General features: G+C 73.2%; 15 protein-coding genes and 1 riboswitch. Of the genes, 6 read left to right on the forward strand and 9 right to left on the reverse strand.

Annotation, left to right across the window (positions count from 1 at the left end):
* Window positions 1-180 precede the first annotated feature (180 nt).
* From CW359_RS20770 to CW359_RS20795, 6 genes are all read left to right on the forward strand, one after another.
* A complete protein-coding gene (locus tag CW359_RS20770; protein ID WP_105971592.1) occupies window positions 181-1,527 on the forward strand; it encodes a glycoside hydrolase family 125 protein in 1,347 nt (448 codons plus the stop codon).
* Between the two features lie 46 nt (window positions 1,528-1,573).
* Window positions 1,574-2,332: a response regulator transcription factor gene (locus tag CW359_RS20775; RefSeq protein ID WP_105971516.1), complete on the forward strand. Its 759-nt coding sequence runs from the start codon at window positions 1,574-1,576 to the stop codon at window positions 2,330-2,332.
* A complete protein-coding gene (locus CW359_RS20780) occupies window positions 2,319-4,493 on the forward strand; it encodes a sensor histidine kinase (RefSeq protein ID WP_105971517.1) in 2,175 nt (724 codons plus the stop codon). Before CW359_RS20775 ends, CW359_RS20780 begins: the two co-directional genes overlap by 14 nt.
* 48 nt (window positions 4,494-4,541) lie before the next feature.
* On the forward strand, window positions 4,542-4,979 hold the full coding sequence (locus CW359_RS20785; protein ID WP_112410734.1) for a hypothetical protein: 438 nt from the start codon (window positions 4,542-4,544) through the stop codon (window positions 4,977-4,979).
* A 207-nt stretch (window positions 4,980-5,186) separates the two neighbouring features.
* Complete coding sequence (locus CW359_RS20790) at window positions 5,187-5,828, forward strand: class F sortase (RefSeq protein ID WP_105971519.1); 642 nt, start codon at window positions 5,187-5,189, stop codon at window positions 5,826-5,828.
* Between the two features lie 271 nt (window positions 5,829-6,099).
* Complete coding sequence (locus CW359_RS20795; RefSeq protein WP_232838494.1) at window positions 6,100-8,502, forward strand: protein kinase domain-containing protein; 2,403 nt, start codon at window positions 6,100-6,102, stop codon at window positions 8,500-8,502.
* A 15-nt stretch (window positions 8,503-8,517) separates the two neighbouring features.
* On the opposite strand, the gene CW359_RS45350 is transcribed toward CW359_RS20795, so the two are convergent.
* The 9 genes from CW359_RS45350 to CW359_RS20835 form a co-directional block, all read right to left on the reverse strand.
* Window positions 8,518-8,691 carry a hypothetical protein gene (locus CW359_RS45350; RefSeq protein WP_157968601.1) on the reverse strand — a complete coding sequence of 58 codons (174 nt, stop codon included), beginning with the start codon at window positions 8,689-8,691 and terminating at the stop codon, window positions 8,518-8,520.
* The gene (locus CW359_RS20800) at window positions 8,688-8,909 is read right to left on the reverse strand and encodes a hypothetical protein (protein WP_105971522.1); all 222 of its coding nucleotides are present in this window, start codon (window positions 8,907-8,909) and stop codon (window positions 8,688-8,690) included. The genes CW359_RS45350 and CW359_RS20800 overlap by 4 nt, the downstream gene beginning before the upstream one ends.
* A gap of 379 nt (window positions 8,910-9,288) precedes the next feature.
* Window positions 9,289-9,993, reverse strand: coding sequence for a YoaK family protein (locus tag CW359_RS20805; RefSeq protein ID WP_105971524.1), 705 nt, complete (start codon window positions 9,991-9,993; stop codon window positions 9,289-9,291).
* Window positions 9,994-10,138: 145 nt separating this feature from the next.
* Window positions 10,139-10,558: an aggregation-promoting factor C-terminal-like domain-containing protein gene (locus CW359_RS45900; protein ID WP_198655305.1), complete on the reverse strand. Its 420-nt coding sequence runs from the start codon at window positions 10,556-10,558 to the stop codon at window positions 10,139-10,141.
* A 317-nt stretch (window positions 10,559-10,875) separates the two neighbouring features.
* Window positions 10,876-11,700, reverse strand: a complete 825-nt coding sequence (locus CW359_RS20815; RefSeq protein WP_105971525.1) for an ECF transporter S component — start codon at window positions 11,698-11,700, stop codon at window positions 10,876-10,878.
* A gap of 76 nt (window positions 11,701-11,776) precedes the next feature.
* Window positions 11,777-13,498, reverse strand: coding sequence for an ABC transporter ATP-binding protein (locus CW359_RS20820; RefSeq protein WP_105971527.1), 1,722 nt, complete (start codon window positions 13,496-13,498; stop codon window positions 11,777-11,779).
* On the reverse strand, window positions 13,495-14,688 hold the full coding sequence (locus CW359_RS20825) for an energy-coupling factor transporter transmembrane component T (RefSeq protein ID WP_105971528.1): 1,194 nt from the start codon (window positions 14,686-14,688) through the stop codon (window positions 13,495-13,497). The genes CW359_RS20820 and CW359_RS20825 overlap by 4 nt, the downstream gene beginning before the upstream one ends.
* On the reverse strand, window positions 14,681-15,322 hold the full coding sequence (locus CW359_RS20830) for an SCO2322 family protein (RefSeq protein WP_232838495.1): 642 nt from the start codon (window positions 15,320-15,322) through the stop codon (window positions 14,681-14,683). The genes CW359_RS20825 and CW359_RS20830 overlap by 8 nt, the downstream gene beginning before the upstream one ends.
* Complete coding sequence (locus tag CW359_RS20835; RefSeq protein ID WP_105971595.1) at window positions 15,319-16,596, reverse strand: prenyltransferase/squalene oxidase repeat-containing protein; 1,278 nt, start codon at window positions 16,594-16,596, stop codon at window positions 15,319-15,321. Before CW359_RS20835 ends, CW359_RS20830 begins: the two co-directional genes overlap by 4 nt.
* A gap of 120 nt (window positions 16,597-16,716) precedes the next feature.
* A riboswitch (cobalamin riboswitch) is annotated at window positions 16,717-16,865 on the reverse strand.
* Window positions 16,866-16,875: the final 10 nt, after the last annotated feature.

A 16,875-nucleotide genomic window follows, 5' to 3' on the forward strand; every position in this document is an offset into this window, starting at 1 on the left:
CAAAGGCCGCTGCGCGTCGTTGCGTGCCGCACAGCAAACCCCCGTGAAACAACGTTGTCAATGGAATGGAACCGGGATTTTGCACGCCTTGCGCGGCCCGGGGGTCGGTACGTATGGTCCGACAACGTTGTTTCAAAACAACGTTGTCTCAGCTCGCGACGGAGTACGTGGAGGATGATCATGCGGCTTGCCAACGAGTCGGGAAGCGAGCTGCCGGAAGGCCTCCGCGCCCTGAGCGCCGACGTCCACCGCGAGCTGCGCTCCCTCGACCCGCGCGCCGCCGACCGCTTCACCGGGCTGCTCACCGGCACCTGGGGCCGCGCCATGCGCCCGCAGCCCGACGGCGAGGTCTTCGTCCTCACCGGCGACATCCCCGCGATGTGGCTGCGCGACAGCACCGCCCAGGTCCGCCCCTACCTCCTCGCCGCCGACGACCCGGCCGTCGCCGCCGCCCTCACCGGCGTCCTGCGCCGCCAGCTGCGCTACGTCCTCGCCGACCCCTACGCCAACGCCTTCAACGCCGAACCCGACGGCTCCGGCGCCGGCTACGTCGACGACCCGGTCCCCGCCCCGCTGGTCTGGGAGCAGAAGTACGAGATCGACTCGCTCTGCGCCCCGCTCCAGCTGGCCTACGGCATCTGGCGGGCCACCGGAAGCCTCGGCCACCTCACCGCCGACGACCGCTTCGTCCGCGCCGCCCGCCGGATCATCACCCTGTGGCGGGTCGAGCAGGACCACGAGAACAGCTCGCCGTACGAGTTCCGGCGCGAGGGCGACTGGGAGTACGACACGCTGGCCCGCGACGGTCGGGGCGCCCCGACCGCGCCCACCGGGATGACCTGGTCCGGCTTCCGCCCCAGCGACGACCGCTGCGAGTACGGCTACCTCGTCCCCGCCAACGCCATGGCGGCCGTCGCCCTGCGCGGCCTCGCCGAACTGGCGACCGCCCTCGGCTACCCCGGCCTCGCCGCCGACGCCACCGCCCTGTCGGGCGAGATCGCCACCGGGATACGTACGCACGGGGTGACCTCCGGGGCAGACCCGGCGGTGTACGCGTACGAGGTCGACGGTCTCGGCGGGCAGTCGCTCATGGACGACGCCAACATCCCGAGCCTCCTCTCGCTGCCCTACCTCGGCTGGTGCGACCCCGGCGACCAGCTCTACCTGCGCACCCGCGAGTTCGTCCTCAGTGACGCCAACCCCTTCTACTACAGCGGGAGTTCGGCCTCCGGCATCGGCAGCCCGCACACCCCGCCCGGGCACGTCTGGCCGCTCTCCCTCACCATGCAGGCCCTGACCAGCGACGACGAGGCCGAACGGGTCCGCCTCGCCGAGCAGTTGCTGCGCACCGACGCGGGCACGGGTTCCGTGCACGAGAGCTTCCACGTCGACGACCCCGCCAACTACACCCGCCCCTGGTTCGGTTGGGGCGACGCCCTCTTCGCCGAACTGCTCCTCGACCTCACCGGACGCTCGACCGCCCGGCTCCACCCCCGGCCGCCGGTGGCCGAACGGCCCGTACGGTAGGGCCGCTCGCGGTCCTCGCGGCGGCGCCGCTCGCTACGATCGCGGCGTGTGCGCAAACATCGTCGTCGCCGAAGACGACCCGAAGCAGGCCGAACTGGTGCGCCGCTATCTGGAGCACGAGGGCCACACCGTCACGGTCGTCGAGGACGGCCGGACCGCCCTGGAGACGGTCCGGCAGCAGAGCCCCGACCTGGTCGTCCTCGACGTGATGATGCCCAGAGCCGACGGCCTGGACGTCGTACGCATCCTGCGCGCCGAACGCCGCGAGGTGCCGGTGCTGATGCTCACGGCCCGCAGCACCGAGGACGATCTGCTGCTCGGCCTCGACCTCGGCGCCGACGACTACATGACCAAGCCGTTCAGCCCCCGCGAACTGACGGCCCGGGTACGGACGTTGCTGCGCCGCCACCGGCACGGCACCGAGCCCGACCCCGGGCCCGCACCCGCTCCCGAACCCCAAGCCGCCCCGGACGACGAGGTGTTGGCGGTCGGCGCGCTCCGGGTCGACCCCGCGCGGCACGAGGTGTCCGTCGGGGGCGCGGCGGTCGAGTGCACGCCCGGTGAGTTCCGGATCCTCGCGGCGATGGCCGCCGAGCCCGGCCGGGTCTTCACCAGGGCGCGGCTGCTGGAGGAACTGCACGGCTTCGACAAGTACATCAGCGGCCGGACCGTCGACGTGCACATCATGAACCTGCGCAAGAAGATCGAGCGCGCTCCCCGGCGGCCGTCCCGCATCGTCACCGTCTTCGGCGTCGGCTACAAGCTCCTTGACCCGGCGAGGAACGTGCGCCATGCGTCGTCCTGACCGGGGGAAGGGCGCGGCGGGCGGCCGGCTGCCGCTCCGTAGGAGCCTGGCCGGGCGGCTGCTGACGGTGACCGCGCTGGTCGCGTCCTGCTCGGTGGCCGCCACCGCCTGGCTCGCCGTGCAGACGACCACCGTCGCGATCCGACAGGAGCAGGGGCAGAACCTCAAGTCCGACGCGAAGATCTACAACACCCTCCTCGGCTATGCGGCCACCCACCCCGACTGGGACGGCGTCGACGCGACCGTGCGCGAACTGGCCCGGCAGTCCGGGCGCAGGATCGTGCTCACCACCCCGGGCCGCCGCCCGTTCGCCGACTCGGCCGAGTCCCAGTCCGAATCCGAATCCGAGTCCAACTCTGCTTCCCGCAAGGGGAGTTCGGCGGCGGCCTCGCTCGCCGGCCAGCCCTCGGCGATCGTCGACCCGCTGGCCGTCGACACCGTGCTGGTGCCCGACGCCGCCGAGACCGGCGCGGACCGCGTCGACCCCCGGGCCGTCGGCCCGTTCCGGCTGCCCGCGAAGGAACGTTCCGTGCTGCGCAAGGCCTCCGCCGGGCGGGTGCAGTGCCTCGGCAAGATGGGCATCGCCGCGGACATCGTCGAGAGCCCGGCCGGCCGGCCCCGCGTGGAGTTCGTGAGCAACGAGACGGACAGCGCGGCCGAGGACGAGATCGCCCGCGCCACCGAGGCGAAGTGCCTGGACGCCTTCCCGGTGTCGCCCACCCCGACCGAGCGCAAGGCCCTGCGCGCCCTCAACCAGCTCGCCGACTCCTGCCTGACCCGGCAGGGCCGTACGGGCGTGACCCTCAACCTCGACCTCTCCTGGGACCGGAGCTGGGGATACGGCCAGGACGGCGCGAGCCGGGTCACCGGGGAGGGCATCGACCGCGAGACGGCGGTGAAGGCGGCGCAGGACGAGCGGCTGGCCGCCAAACTGGCCGAGGACGCCAGGGTCGCCAAGGCCGCCGCGGCTGCGGAGGCGGCCGAGGCCGCCAAGCGGAGGGCCGCCGCCGTCGACGGCAAGCTCTACGACGACCCGGCCGAGACCCTGGACAGCGGGTACGACCGGGCCATCGCCGAGTGCGTCGGCAGCGCCCGCCGGGAGCAGCTCAGCGCCTATGTCGCCGAGTCCGCACTGCTGTTCATCGACGGCCCCGGCGCCGCCGGAGTCCCCGGCCTCGACCTCTCCCCGGCCAGCACCGCCCGGATCGCCGGGGTCACCGCCCTGGTGCTGGCCCTCACCGTCGGCGCCTCGGTCCTCGCGGGCGGCAGGCTCGTACGCCCCCTGCACGCGCTGACCGGCGCCGCCCAGCGGATGCGGGACGGCCTCGACTCGACGCCGGTGCCCGTCCCTGTCGGCTCCGACAACGAGATCGGGCGGCTGGCGGCGGCCTTCAACGACATGGCCGCCCACCGGGCCAGACTGGAGGAGCAGCGCAAGGTGATGGTCAGCGATGTCGCGCACGAGCTGCGTACGCCGCTGAGCAACATCCGGGGCTGGCTGGAGGCCGCCCACGACGGGCTCGCCGAACCCGACCCGGCGTTCGTCTCCTCGCTCCTGGAGGAGGCGGTGCAGCTCCAGCACCTCATCAACGACCTCCAGGACCTGGGCGCGGCCGACGCGGGCGCGCTGCGACTGCACCGCAAGCCGGTGCGCGTGGCCGAGCTGCTCGCCCAAGTCGCCTCCGCACACCAGGGGTTGGCGGAGACGGCGGGCGTCACGCTCACCCTCCCCGAGCCCCCGCCGGGCACCCCACCCCTCCCGCTCCTCGACGCCGACCCGGTACGGCTGCGCCAGGCCGTCAGCAACCTCGTCTCCAACGCGGTCCGCCACACCCCGGCGGGCGGCAGGGTGAGTCTGCGCCCGTACGTCACCGGCGCGGGCGCTTCCGGTGACGAACTGGCGGTGGAGGTGGCCGACACCGGCAGCGGCATCCCGGCGGCCGATCTCCCGTACGTCTTCGACCGGTTCTGGCGGGCCGAGAAGTCCCGCAACCGCAGCACCGGCGGCAGCGGGCTGGGCCTGGCGATCGTCCTCAAGCTGGCCGAGGCGCACGGCGGCACGGTCGACGTGGTGAGCACGGAGGGGGAGGGGGCCGCCTTCACCCTGCGGCTGCCCGTGAGCAGCGCGGCCGGCCCTGATCGGATGACGACGGCGATCTGACAGATTCCTCACAACTGGCGGCCAGGGTGGGGGCATGCCCGGAACCTGGTGCGGATCGAGCACCCAGGTACGACCAAGGCCGGGCTGGAACTGGAGTCCCACATGTCCCGCCGTCTCACCCTGCGCCCGCTGCGTCTCGCCGTACTGACCGGCGTCGCGGCCGGCGCGCTGCTCGTCCCGGCCTCCGCGGCCTTCGCCACCGACCCGACCCCGACGCCGGGCGCGACCGACCTGACCCCGGAGCAGAAGGAGGCCCTGGAGAAGAAGAAGGCCGAGGACGCCAGGACGCTCAAGGAGGCCGAGGCCAGGAAGGCGGAGGCCGCCAAGAAGGGCGGCAAGGACTACCCCCGCGGCGGCGTCGCGGCGGGCGAGGCCCCGGCCGACGACAACAACACCACCACCCTGATCGGCACGGCCACGGGCACCCTGCTCCTCGCGGGCGCGGGCACCTACGTCGTACGCCGCCGCACGGCGGCCCGCCGCTAGATCCTGGGCCGTGTCCGCCAGGGGGTGCCCCCCCGGCCCGGCGACGCCCGGCGCGTGCTCCGGGCCGGAGGCGACGGGACCTCGCGGACGTGAGCCGCGGCCGGCCGGCCAGTACCACCTCTCGTACGGCACGGCGGCGTCGTCCTTCATCGGGCGGCGCCCTGTGCGTTCCGGCGTACCTCCCCGCACCCTGTTCTGGAGCCCGAGTTGTCCCCTGCACACCGTCCGGCCCTGTCCCGGTCCCGTACCGTCGTCGCGTTGTTCGCGACCCTCGTCCTTCTTGTGCTCGTCGGCCTGCTCACCGGGTGTTCGGCGGTGCCCGATCCGAAGGTCCGGGTCGCCACCGGCGCCTCGGTGCCCGGCGCGGGGGTCGCGACCGCCGGCGCGTCCGACGCTCCGGCGGACCCGGCCGCGCCGGCCGAGGTCGCCGTGCCCTCGCTCGGGATCAGCGGTTCGCTGATGGAGCTGGGGCTCAACGCGGACGGCACGGTCGAGGTTCCGCCGGCCGAGCGGGGGATGACCGCCGGCTGGTACACCGGCGGGGTGCTGCCCGGCCAGGTCGGTGCGGCCGTCGTCATCGGGCACAACGACACCCGCTTCGGCCGGGCCGTCTTCCACGACCTCAAGAAGATCGCCAAGGGCGCCGACATCACCGTCACCGACACGAACGGCGACACGGCCCACTTCACCGTCACGGCTACGGAGAGTGTCGGCAAGCACGCCTTCCCCACCGAGAAGGTCTACGGCCCGACCCAGGACCGCGCCCTCCGGCTGATCACCTGCGACGGCGACTTCGACGCCCAGGGCCATCCGGTCAACAACCTCATCGTCTACGCCGAGTTGAGCTGACTGTCGTACCGAGAGGGCGCAGATCCGGAACGAGTCGTGCCGGATTCGTCCCGGCGTCACGAGTAACGTCCGGACAGTCCCTGCCTGAAGTCTCAAGTAATGGCCACGACTTGGCCGGTTGCGTACTCCAACTGCCCCTCCAGCACCTACTCTCCCTCCAAGTCCATATGAACGGGGAACAGGCGAGCTGAGGAAAATGGAGCCACTTCGTCCCACGGATCCGGAGCAGTTGGGGCCGTACCGTACTGTCGCGCGACTGGGCGCCGGGGGGATGGGGGAGGTCTTTCTCGCCAAGGACGACCGGCAACAGACCGTGGCCGTCAAGGTGATCCGGCCCGAACTGGCCTCGGGCCGGGCCTTCCGCAACCGCTTCCGCCGCGAGGTCGACGCGGCCCGGGCGGTGAGCGGCACCTACACGGCGTCCGTCCTGGACGCCGACCCGGACGGCCCCGTCCCCTGGCTGGCCACCACGCACATCCTCGGCCCGACCCTCGCCGAGGCCGTCGAGGCGTACGGCCCGCTGCCGCCGAGAACCGTGCTGGCCCTCGGCGCCGGACTCGCCGAGGCGCTGATCGCCGTGCATTCGGCGGGACTTGTGCACCGCGACCTCAAGCCGTCCAACGTGCTGCTCTCCGCCGAGGGCCCGCGCGTCATCGACTTCGGCATCGTCCGGGCCACCGACGGCTACGAACTCACCCTGTCCGGCGTGCTGTTGGGCTCCCCGCGCTACATGTGCCCGGAGCACGCCACGGGCGATCCGATGGGCCCGGCGGGGGACGTCTTCTGTCTGGGCTCGGTGCTGGCCTACGCGGCCACCGGCAAGTCGCCCTTCGACGGCTCGTCGGCGGCCACCCTGCTCTACCAAGTCGTGCACGGCACACCGGATCTGACGGGTGTTCAGGACCCCCTGGACACGATCATCGGGCTCTGTCTCGAAAAGTCCCCGGCGGCCAGGCCCAGCCCCGACCGGGTGTCGGCGGCCTGCGCGCCCGCCGGCGCCGACGCGCTGAACTGGCACGACTGGCTGCCGGACCCCGTGAACTCCTGGATCCGGCACCAGGCAGCCGCCCTCATGGACCTCGACCTCGACTTCGGGGCGGGCGGGACGACAGCCCTCCACGGACGCGAGCGCGGACGCGAGCACGGACGGGAACGTGAGCGGGAGTCCGCCCGCGTCGGCGCCACCGCCGCCCCCGTGCCGGCCCCCGCCGCCGGATCGGCCCCCGGTGGCGTGCGCGTCGACCCGCGCCTCGCCGCCGTACAACGACTGATCACCGAGCGCCGCCCGAGCGGCCCCCAGCGCGTGGTCTTCCCCGACCACGCCGAACACCCCGAGCACCCCGGCGGCCCCGACCGCCCGGGGCCGCCGAAGACCGGCGGGGACACCCGCGAGCGCACGCCCGTGCCCCCGTCGCCCGCCCAGTCGCCCAGCGAGCGCGGCACCCATCGTGCCCGGCGGTCGCTGAACCCCGGCCCCTCCCGGCGCGGGGTCCTCGCGGCCGGCGCGCTCGCCCTGGGCGTCGGCGCGATCGCGCTGCTCCACGGCTCGGGCGACGACCGGGCGAACGGCGGCGGAGCGGCCAAGCCGTCCGGCCGGGCGCCGGAACCGCTGTGGACGTACGACAGCAGCCCGCTCGTACAGGCACCGGCGGTCTTCTACAACGACACGGCCCTGATGAAGACGCAGTCGGGCACGATGTTCAGCCTCGGCCTCGTCGACGGCACCAAGCCCCGCTGGATCTACCGGGGCATCAGCCAATCGCCCACCCCGCCGCTGCTCGTCTCGGACGTCGCCGTCGCCCTCGGCACCGGCGCGACCGTGATCGGCGTCGACCCGGTCACCGGCGCCGAGCGGTACTCCCTGGACTTCGGGTCGGACTTCCGCTTCGACACCCTGCTCGGCGGGGTCGGCACCACCGTCTCCATCATCGGACTGCGGTTCGACCGCCAGCAGGGCCCGGACGGCGCGCAGGGGTCGGGTTCGGCCACCTCGACCAACGTTGTCCTCGGTACGAATCTGCGGGCACGCCTGGCCAGCGTCATCCCCATCGACGCACAGGACATCGGGCTCGACCTGAAGCCGGTCATCGACGCCAACCGCTTCGTCTACCTCGACGGACTGCACCGTCTCACGGCCCGCAGCAGCGACGGGCGCGGAACCGTGGTGTGGAGCCGGCGGATGACGTCCGAGTCGGAGACCCGTTCGGCGCCGGTCCTGCTCGACGGGACCGTCTTCGCCGCCGACAGCGAGCTGATCGCCGTGGACCTGGACTCCGGCGCGGTGCGCTGGCGGGCGAAGCGGGACAACGGCGGCTTCGCCTCCGTCGCCGCCGCGGACGGCACGGTGTACGGCATGACCAGGAACCCGCACGGCGTCGAGGCGTTCGACGCCGTCAGCGGTGCCCGGCGCTGGTTCCGCGAGACGCCCCGGCTGGACCTGGAGAACCCGCTGATCGCGGGCGGCGGCTCGGTCTTCGTCACGGCCGAGGCCAACAAGGACGGTTTCTACGCGCTCGACGCGCGACAGGGCGAGCTGCTCTGGAACTTCACCGACGGCCGGGACACCGGCATCAACGACTGGCAGCTCTCCTGCGACCCGGGCGCCGACGGTGACCACCCGCTGATCGCCCAGCACTTCGACAAGGTGTACGCGCTGCCGATGCCCCGGATCTGAGAGGCATCGACAGCGCTACTCCGCGGCGCCGAGATCCTCCGCCGGGTCGGCGTCGAATCCAGGAGTGCCTTCGGCGAAGGCCGGCGCCTGGAAGGGGTTGAGCACCGGAGTCGGGGTGTCGGTCCGTTCGTGGACCGGCAGCTGTTCCGGAGCGGAGAACAGTGAGGTCGTCCCTACGGCAGAGCTCACAGAACGGTCAGCTTGGCGTAGGGGCTGGTGATCCGCTCCTGCATGCCGCCGAAGTCGACGAGCACCGCGATGCCGTCCTCGACGGTGGTCACTCGGCCGAGGCCGAACACGTCGTGAGTGACCCGGTCTCCTACCGCGAACCGCTTGGCAGGTGGGGCCACAGGGGCTTTGAAGGGACTGGTGGGCAGATGGGCCTTGGTCACCGCTGTCTTAGTCATTGACGTCAGTATGCTCCGCTTCCGACCGGCGCGGGCCCGTCGAGCGCCTCTGACTCTCGCCGGCCACTTCCGCGCCCGCCGCGGGAACGGCCCCGCGCACGCCGGAAAATCCCGCCCGCCGACACAGCACGCGCAGGTCAAACGGGGTGCGGCGGACCGATCCCGGCCCATACGGGCATCCGCGGGACGGAGGGACCCGACCCCGGGCGATCCCCAAGCGTTATCGATCGGTAGCCACTTTCGACAGCCACTCGGGGCCTTCGAACGACAGTGCCGGCCCGCGAAGCCGGGCCGGCGGGCCCCGCCGGGGGCTTCCGGCCCGCGTTCCGTCCGGCTTCCGGCCCGGGCGGCGTCGACGGTTCGGACCGCTTCCTCGTCCTCACTCCCGCCCCGAGGCGCACACCGCCAGTACGCCCACCACCACGGCCGTGACCAGCAGCGGGAGCCCCAGGCCGTGGTGGAGGTACAGCCACGCGCCGAGCAGCGCGCCCAGGGCCATCGCCGCCACCGAGGCCGAACGGCGCGGGGAGTGCCGGCCCGTGCCGCCGGCCGCGCGGGAGTCGGCGGCGAGGCCGGTCAGGGTCATCGTCAGGACGGTGGTCGTCAGGTCGGGGACGCCCAGTCTGCGTACGGTCGCGTTGCGCAGGCCCATCGCGAAGGCGGTGACCGAGATCAGGGCGTACACGGTGGCCGTCGCGTCCGGCGCGGCGAAGGCGACCGCCGAGGACACGCCCAGGAGCAGCGCCTCGACGGCCAGGGTGATCCGGGCCCACCGCCGGCGCGAGCCGCCGCCGAGGCGCCCCGCGACCCGGCCGCCGGCCACGGCGCCCACCACGAACGACGTCAGGGACACCAGCGTGTGCGGTACGGAGAAGCCGGGCGCACCGGCGGCGGCGAAGCCCAGGACGACGACGTTGCCGGTCATGTTCGCGGTGAACACATGCCCGAGCCCGAGATAGCTGACGGCGTCGATCAGCCCGCTGACCACCGTCAGCACCAGCAGGACGGCCACGAGCCGCAGACCGCGTGATTCGGGGTCGTACGACGGAGACTGCAGCGTCGGCCCGCTTGCCTCGGTACTCATGCGAGCCAGTTCACCACGGACGGCCGGGGAGGGACACGGAGGGAAGGGCGCTGAGGGAGGGACACGGCGGGTGGGACGGGAAAGGCGACGGCCCCCGACTCGGGTGAGTCGGGGCCGTCGCGCCGGTCGAACCGGGTCGGGCGGCTCAGTACCAGCCGTTGGCCTGCCAGAAGTTCCAGGCGGCGACCGGGCTGCCGTAGCGGTCGTTCATGTAGTCCAGGCCCCACTCGATCTGGGTGGCGGCGCTGGTCTTCCAGTCGGCGCCGGCCGAGGCCATCTTCGAACCGGGGAGGGCCTGGACCAGGCCGTACGCGCCGGAGGACGAGTTGGTGGCGTCGACGTCCCAGCCGCTCTCGTGCTCGACGATCTTGCTGAACGCGTTGTACTGGGCGTCGTCCGGGATCATCTTCTGCGCTATCGCCTTCGCGTCGGAGGCGGAGGCGGTGGTCGCCGCCTGGGCCGGGGCCGCGGCCAGGACCATACCGGCGGTGGCGGCGGCCACGGCGGCGGTGGTGAGGGCCTTCTTCGGGGAGGCGATGGTGCGGGCGATGCGGGAGACGAACACGGAGAACCTTTTCCTCGGGGTCAGGGCGGTCGCGGGCTGTCCGACGCCACGTGTGCTGCGTACTGCCGGTGCGGCGGTGACATGCGGCGGCGCCGCGACCCGTGAGGGTTCGTCGGCGCCGTGCGACTGCTCCAGAGAAACAGGCTGGACCGGCGTCCGCAATCACCCCTTTTGCTAGTTGTGGTCGTATGTGGGGTATAGGCGGCGTTTGTGACCTGGCTCTCAATGCGCAGGTCAGCGGCGGTTTCTGTGTGGGCATGACACGCGCATCGAGCTACTACTCCGCCTAGTAAGTGACCTGCGTCCTATGGGCCGCTTCACGCGCCGGGCGCCTCGAAAGTGACCTGGGTCTCGAAGGCGGCCCGGCGGGTGGCCCTCCGGAGCGCCTTGAGGAGGGTCGGGCCGAGGGTGATCGTCAGGACGACGGTGAGCACCGCGCGTCCCAGGTCCCAGCCGAGCGAGGTGGCCAGGCAGTACGTGACGAAGCGGGCGAGGTTCGCGGGGACGGGGGCGTCCGGCACGAAGGCGATGTTCGAGGCCAGCTCGCCCATGAAGGGCCAGCCCGCCAGGTTCATGACCGTGCCGTAGGCGAAGGCGGCGAGGAAGCCGTACCCGGCGAGAAGGAGCAGCTCGGCCCGGCCGCGCAGCCGCTCCGCGCCCGGCAGCAGGCCCGCGCCCATCGTGAACCAGCCCATCGCGAGCATCTGGAACGGCATCCAGGGCCCCACCCCGCCCGTGAGCAGCGCGGACGCGAACATGGTCACCGACCCGAGGACGAACCCGAACCCGGGCCCCAGCACCCGCCCGCTGAGCACCATCAGGAAGAACATCGGCTCCAGCCCGGCCGTACCGGCACCCAGCGGACGCAGCGCCGCCCCGGCCGCCGCCAGCACACCGAGCATCGCCACCGCCTTCGGCCCGAGCCCCGACTCGGAGATCGCCGCCGCGACGACGGCGACGAGCAGCACGAGCAGCCCCGCGAAGAGCCAGGGCGCGTCCTGGGCGTGCGCGCTCACGGCGGAGCCGGGCGGCGCGAGAAAGGGCCACCCGAAGCCGGCCACTCCCACGGCACCGACGAGAAGAAGCGCGGCGGTGGAGCGCGGCCCGAGCCGGACGGGACGCGGCTTGCGGATGCCGTTCATAGGAGGCCCTCCCCGAGGCGGGTGGCAGTGAAGCGGGCCGTGGGCCGGGCAGGGCGTGACTGCCCGGTCGGCCCGCTCATCGGAGGGCCTCCGCCACCTGGGCCACCGTGAGCCAGCGCTGCGGGGCCAGGATCTTGGTCACCTGCGGCGCGAAGGACGGCGACGCCACGACCACCTCGGCCGTCGGACCGTCGGCCACCACCTCGCCGTCGGCCAGGATCACCACCCGGTGGGCCAGCTCGGCGGCCAGTTCCACGTCGTGCGTGGCCAGCACGATCGCGTGCCCCTCGGCCGCCAGCGCACGCAGCACGCCGACCAGCCGGGCCTTCGCCGCGTAGTCGAGCCCCCGGGTCGGCTCGTCGAGCAGCAGCAGGGGCGGCCGGGCGGTCAGTACGACGGCCAGCGCGAGCGCCAGCCGCTGCCCCTCGGACAGATCACGCGGGTGCGTGTCGTCGGTGATGCCCGGCAGCAGCTCGGAGACCAGGGCCCGGCAGCTCCCCGCCCCGGCGCCCGCATCGGCGTCGGCCGCCGCGCACTCGGCGGCGACCGTGTCCGCGTACAGCAGATCGCGCGGCTCCTGCGGTACGAGACCCACGCGGCGTACGAGGTCCCGGGGCGCCGTCCGGTGCGGCACAGCGCCCCCGACCCGCACCGAACCGCCGACCGGCTCGACGAGCCCGACCAGCGCGCCGAGCAACGTGGACTTCCCGGCGCCGTTGCGCCCCATCAGGGCGACGGTCTCGCCGGGGGAGACGGCGAGCGTGACGCGCCGCAGCGCTTCGACGCGGGCGTGGGCGCGGCGGACGGTGAGGGCGTGAACTTCGGCCGGGGGAAGGGGGGTTGGGGGAGTCGGGGGCGGCGGGGCCTTGCGGAAGAACCGGCGAGGTGTGATCGACGACGGCTCCACTACGGGTTCTACGGGCTTTACGGGTTCTACTGCGGGCGCTGGTGCGGGAGTTGGCGTAGGTGCCGGATACGGGCGGTCCGCGAGCCGTTCCCGCAGCTCTCCGGCGCTGCGGCGGGCGTCGCGGACGGTCAGCGGGAGCGGGGACCAGCCCGCCAGGCGGCCGAGGGCGACCACGGGCGGGTACACCGGCGAGGACGCCATCACCTCCGCCGGGGTGCCGACGACGGGCGCGGCGCCGGGGGCGGGAAGGAGGACGACGCGGTCGGCGTACTGGACGACCCGTTCCAGCCGGTGCTCGGCCATCAGGACCGTCGTCCCGAGGTCGTGGACGAGGCGCTGCAGGACCGCCAGCACCTCCTCCGCAGCCGCCGGATCGAGCGCCGACGTCGGCTCGTCGAGGACCAGGACCCTCGGGTGCGGGGTGAGGACCGAGCCGATCGCCACCCGCTGCCGCTGGCCCCCGGAGAGCGTGGCGATCGGGCGGTCGCGCAGCTCGGCCAGGCCCAGCAGGTCCAGGGTCTCCTCCACCCGGCGCCGCATCACGTCCGGGGCGAGGCCCAACGACTCCATGCCGTACGCGAGTTCGTCCTCGACGGTGTCCGTCACGAAGTGGGCGAGCGGGTCCTGGCCCACCGTGCCGACCACGTCGGCGAGTTCACGCGGCTTGTGGGTACGGGTGTCGCGGCCGGCGACGGTCACCCGGCCGCGCAGGGTGCCCCCGGTGAAGTGCGGGACGAGCCCGCTGACGGCTCCCAGAACCGTCGACTTGCCGACGCCCGACGGGCCGACGAGCAGCACGAGTTCGCCCTCCGGCACCTCGAAGTCGACGTGCTGGACGGCGGGTTGGGGTGCCTCGTCGTAGCTGACGGAGACGTCCTCGAAGCGGATCACGACGGCTCCTTCACGGCGATCGGCCTGACTGGCTCTGGGGGTGTAGGACTTGGGGCGACGAAGGCCGGGAGCAGGCCCAGCAGCACGGCCGCGGCCGGCCACAGCGGCAGGGTCGGGGAGACGAGCGGTACGACGCCGGGACGCAGCGCCGCCGAGCCGCCGGAGCGGACGGAGGCGAGGACCATCAGCGCCGCCACGGCCACCCCCGACCCCGCGACCAGCCACGCCCGTACGCCCCACACGTCCGGCCGGTACCGGGTGCGCGGCGAACGCCGGCCGCCGAGCCACAGCCCGCCCAGCGCCGCCGCCAACCCGGCCAGCAGCACCGGCAGTCCGTACGTCCCGCCCGCCGCCGTGAGCAGTCCGTACGTGCCCGCGCAGACGCCGAGCAGGCCGCCCAGGGTGAGGGTGGCGGTCGTACGGCGTACGGCGGCCGGTACTTCGGCGGTGCGGCCGTATCCGCGCGCCTCCATGGCTGCCGCCAGTGCGACCGACCGCTCCAACGCGCCCTCCAGTACCGGGAGTCCGACCTGCAGCAGCCCCCGTACACCACGGTCCGGACGGCCGCGCAGCCGACGGGCGGCGCGCAGTCGCTGGACGTCCGCGATGAGGTTCGGCGCGAAGGTGAGGGCGACGACGACCGCGACCCCGATCTCGTACAGCGCGCCGGGGAGCGACTTGAGGAGCCGGGCCGGGTTCGCGAGGGCGTTCGCGGCGCCGACGCAGATGAGGAGCGCGGCGAGCCGCAGCCCGTCGTACAGCGCGAAGACCAGCCCCTCGGCGGTCACCCGACCACCGACGCGTACCCCCTGCGCCCAGTCGGGCAAGGGGAGTTCGGGGAGCGTGAGGAGAACGTGCGAGCCGGGGATCGGCGAGCCGAGGACGACGGCGAACACGAGCCGGATGACGAGCACGGCGAGCCCGAGCTTGACGAAGGCGGCGTAGGAACGGGCCCAGGGGGCGTCGGTGCGGCGCGCGGCGACGACGTAACCGGCGACGGCGATGAGGAGGCCGAGGAGGAGGGGATTGGTGGTGCGAGTGGCAGCGGCACCGAGCCCGAGCGACCAGACCCACCAGGCGCCCGGGTGGATGGTTGAAGGGGCGCTCGCGCCCCGAAACCGAAAGGGGCGCGGCCGGCCCCCACCGGCGCGCGGCCGAAGAACCGCCCACCCATCGGCCCGCTCAGACATGCCGACGACGCCGCGTCTGCCAGACGGCCGCCGAGCCGAGCAGCAAGACAGCGCCGATGCCCGCGAACAGGCCGACGGACGGGCCGCCGTCCGAATCCGTGGCCCCGGCGGACTCGCCCGCCGACACCGCCTCACCGCACCCCGTACGCGGATACCCGGCGATGGCGCACAGCAGCGCACCGGAGTTGTAGCGCAGGGGCTTGGCGACGGAGGCGAGGGCGTCGGCGCTGGTCGCGTCGGCGGAGACGCGGGCGCAAACCGTACGCGTCGCGGGCGGACGCTCACCGGCAGGCGCGTCGGCGGACGTGCCGAAGTCGATGACGAGCGCGACCCGCTTCTGCCCCTCCCGCGCGGGAGTCCGGGCACAGATGACCCCGAACACCGCACCGCCGCGCGGCTGTACGGCGTCCGCGGAGTCCTCGCTGACGGCGAACCGGAACCCCTGCACGTCACCGTCGGAGGGCCGCGCGGCGGACGGCCCGAGCGTGGCGTAGGTCCAACTGCCGCCGCCGCGCTCCCAGAAGGACCAGTAGCGATAGCCGGTGGCCTGGGCGGACCCGGCGCCGACCCAGAGAAGGAGCGAGGCAAGAAGAACAAGAAGAAGGGGCGGAACCAGAACCCGGCGCCGAATCACGACTGCTGCCGCTTCCGCCGCCCACTGAGCAGAAACCCGATACCGATACCGGCGACGAGGAACACACCGACGGTCCACCACACCCCGAACCTACTGTCGTCGTCCTCGGCGGAGGCGGAGGCGGAGGCGGAGGCGGACGGGGACGAGGAGGAGGCTGGAGAAGCGGGCACGGAAGCGGGCGCGGGTCCGGTCGAGTTGAGGAGGCTCACGAGATCCTGCCCGCCGAAGTCACGCGGATCGGCGGACCCGGCGTCGGCGGCGAGGATCAGCTGCGCGTACGCGGCGGGCCCGGACTCCTTCGCCCACTGCGCGGAGTTGGCCTCCAGCCAGCCCAGCGAGTCGGCGGCCCGCTCACCCTCGCCGACGGCCGCGAGGGCGACGACGGCATCGGCGGTGTTGCCGTGGTCGGGCTGGTCCTCGGCCCCGGCCAGCGCGGAGGTGAGGTGCTTGTCCTTGGCGAGGGCCTGTACGAGATAGGCGGCGCCGTTACGGGCGACCTGTGCGGGCGCGGTGGACTTGGCGCAGCTCAGGGAGCCGTCCGTCGCACTCCCGGCCGCCGAGGCCCCACCGAACCCTTTCCCCAGCAGGCCGACCACGGCCGCGGCGGTGGCATCGGCGTTGGCGACGAGCGTGCCCTTCTTGTCGGGCTGATAGGCGAAGGCACCGCCACCGCTCCCACCGCACGGCAGAGCGAACTTCACGAGCAGGTCGTACGGGGACTTGCCACCCTTTCTGACCTCGCCGGGCTTCTCACCGGCGGCGGCGAGGGCCCCGATGACCACGGAGGTGGAGTTGGCATCGCTGGCGCCACCGGCCGCGTACCCCCAGCCGCCGTCCGCGTTCTGCACCGACTTCAGCCAGCCGACGGCCTTGCCGACGACGGCGTCCTGCCCGCCGAGCGCGGCGAGGGCCTGGACGGCGGCGCCGGTGCTGTTGGTGTCGACGAGGGTCTTGGCACCGCAGGCCGCACCGGCATCGCTCCGGAAGGCGGCGAACCCGCCGTCGGCACACTGCTGCCCGGCCAGCCACGCCACCCCCGATGCGGCGGGCTTCACCCCCACCGCGTCCTGGGCGAGCAGGGCGAGGGACTGCCGCCAGACACCGTCGTAGGTGGGATCGCCGGAACCGTACAACCCGGAGGGAAGGGAGACAGAGGGAGAAGAGGAAGGAGAAGGAGAGGCGGCAAAGGCCGGACCGCTCCCGCTCCCGCTCCCGGCGAGGGCGACGACGACGGCGATGACGGCCGGAACCGCGGCGCTGCGGCGGACATTCATGATCGGCGGATGCCTCTCCCTGCACGGGGAGCCGGACAGCACGGGGAGACCCACCCCGGGCGGCTCGGCTCCGTATACCTCGACGGTGCCGTACACCGGCGGACCACCGGTGACACGAGCCGGTCACGATCCACACGGGGCGATCCGGCTCACGGTTCCCGCCCGACACGACCAGGACCGCTCACGGTTGCGGGTCAGCGCCGGATTCGCACCGGCTTCTCCCCGTACGGGTGTGATGACGACCCGCTCACTGTACCGGCCCGTAGCAAAGCGCTGAGA

Source organism: Streptomyces geranii (assembly GCF_002954775.1).
GTDB classification, from domain to species: domain Bacteria; phylum Actinomycetota; class Actinomycetes; order Streptomycetales; family Streptomycetaceae; genus Streptomyces; species Streptomyces geranii.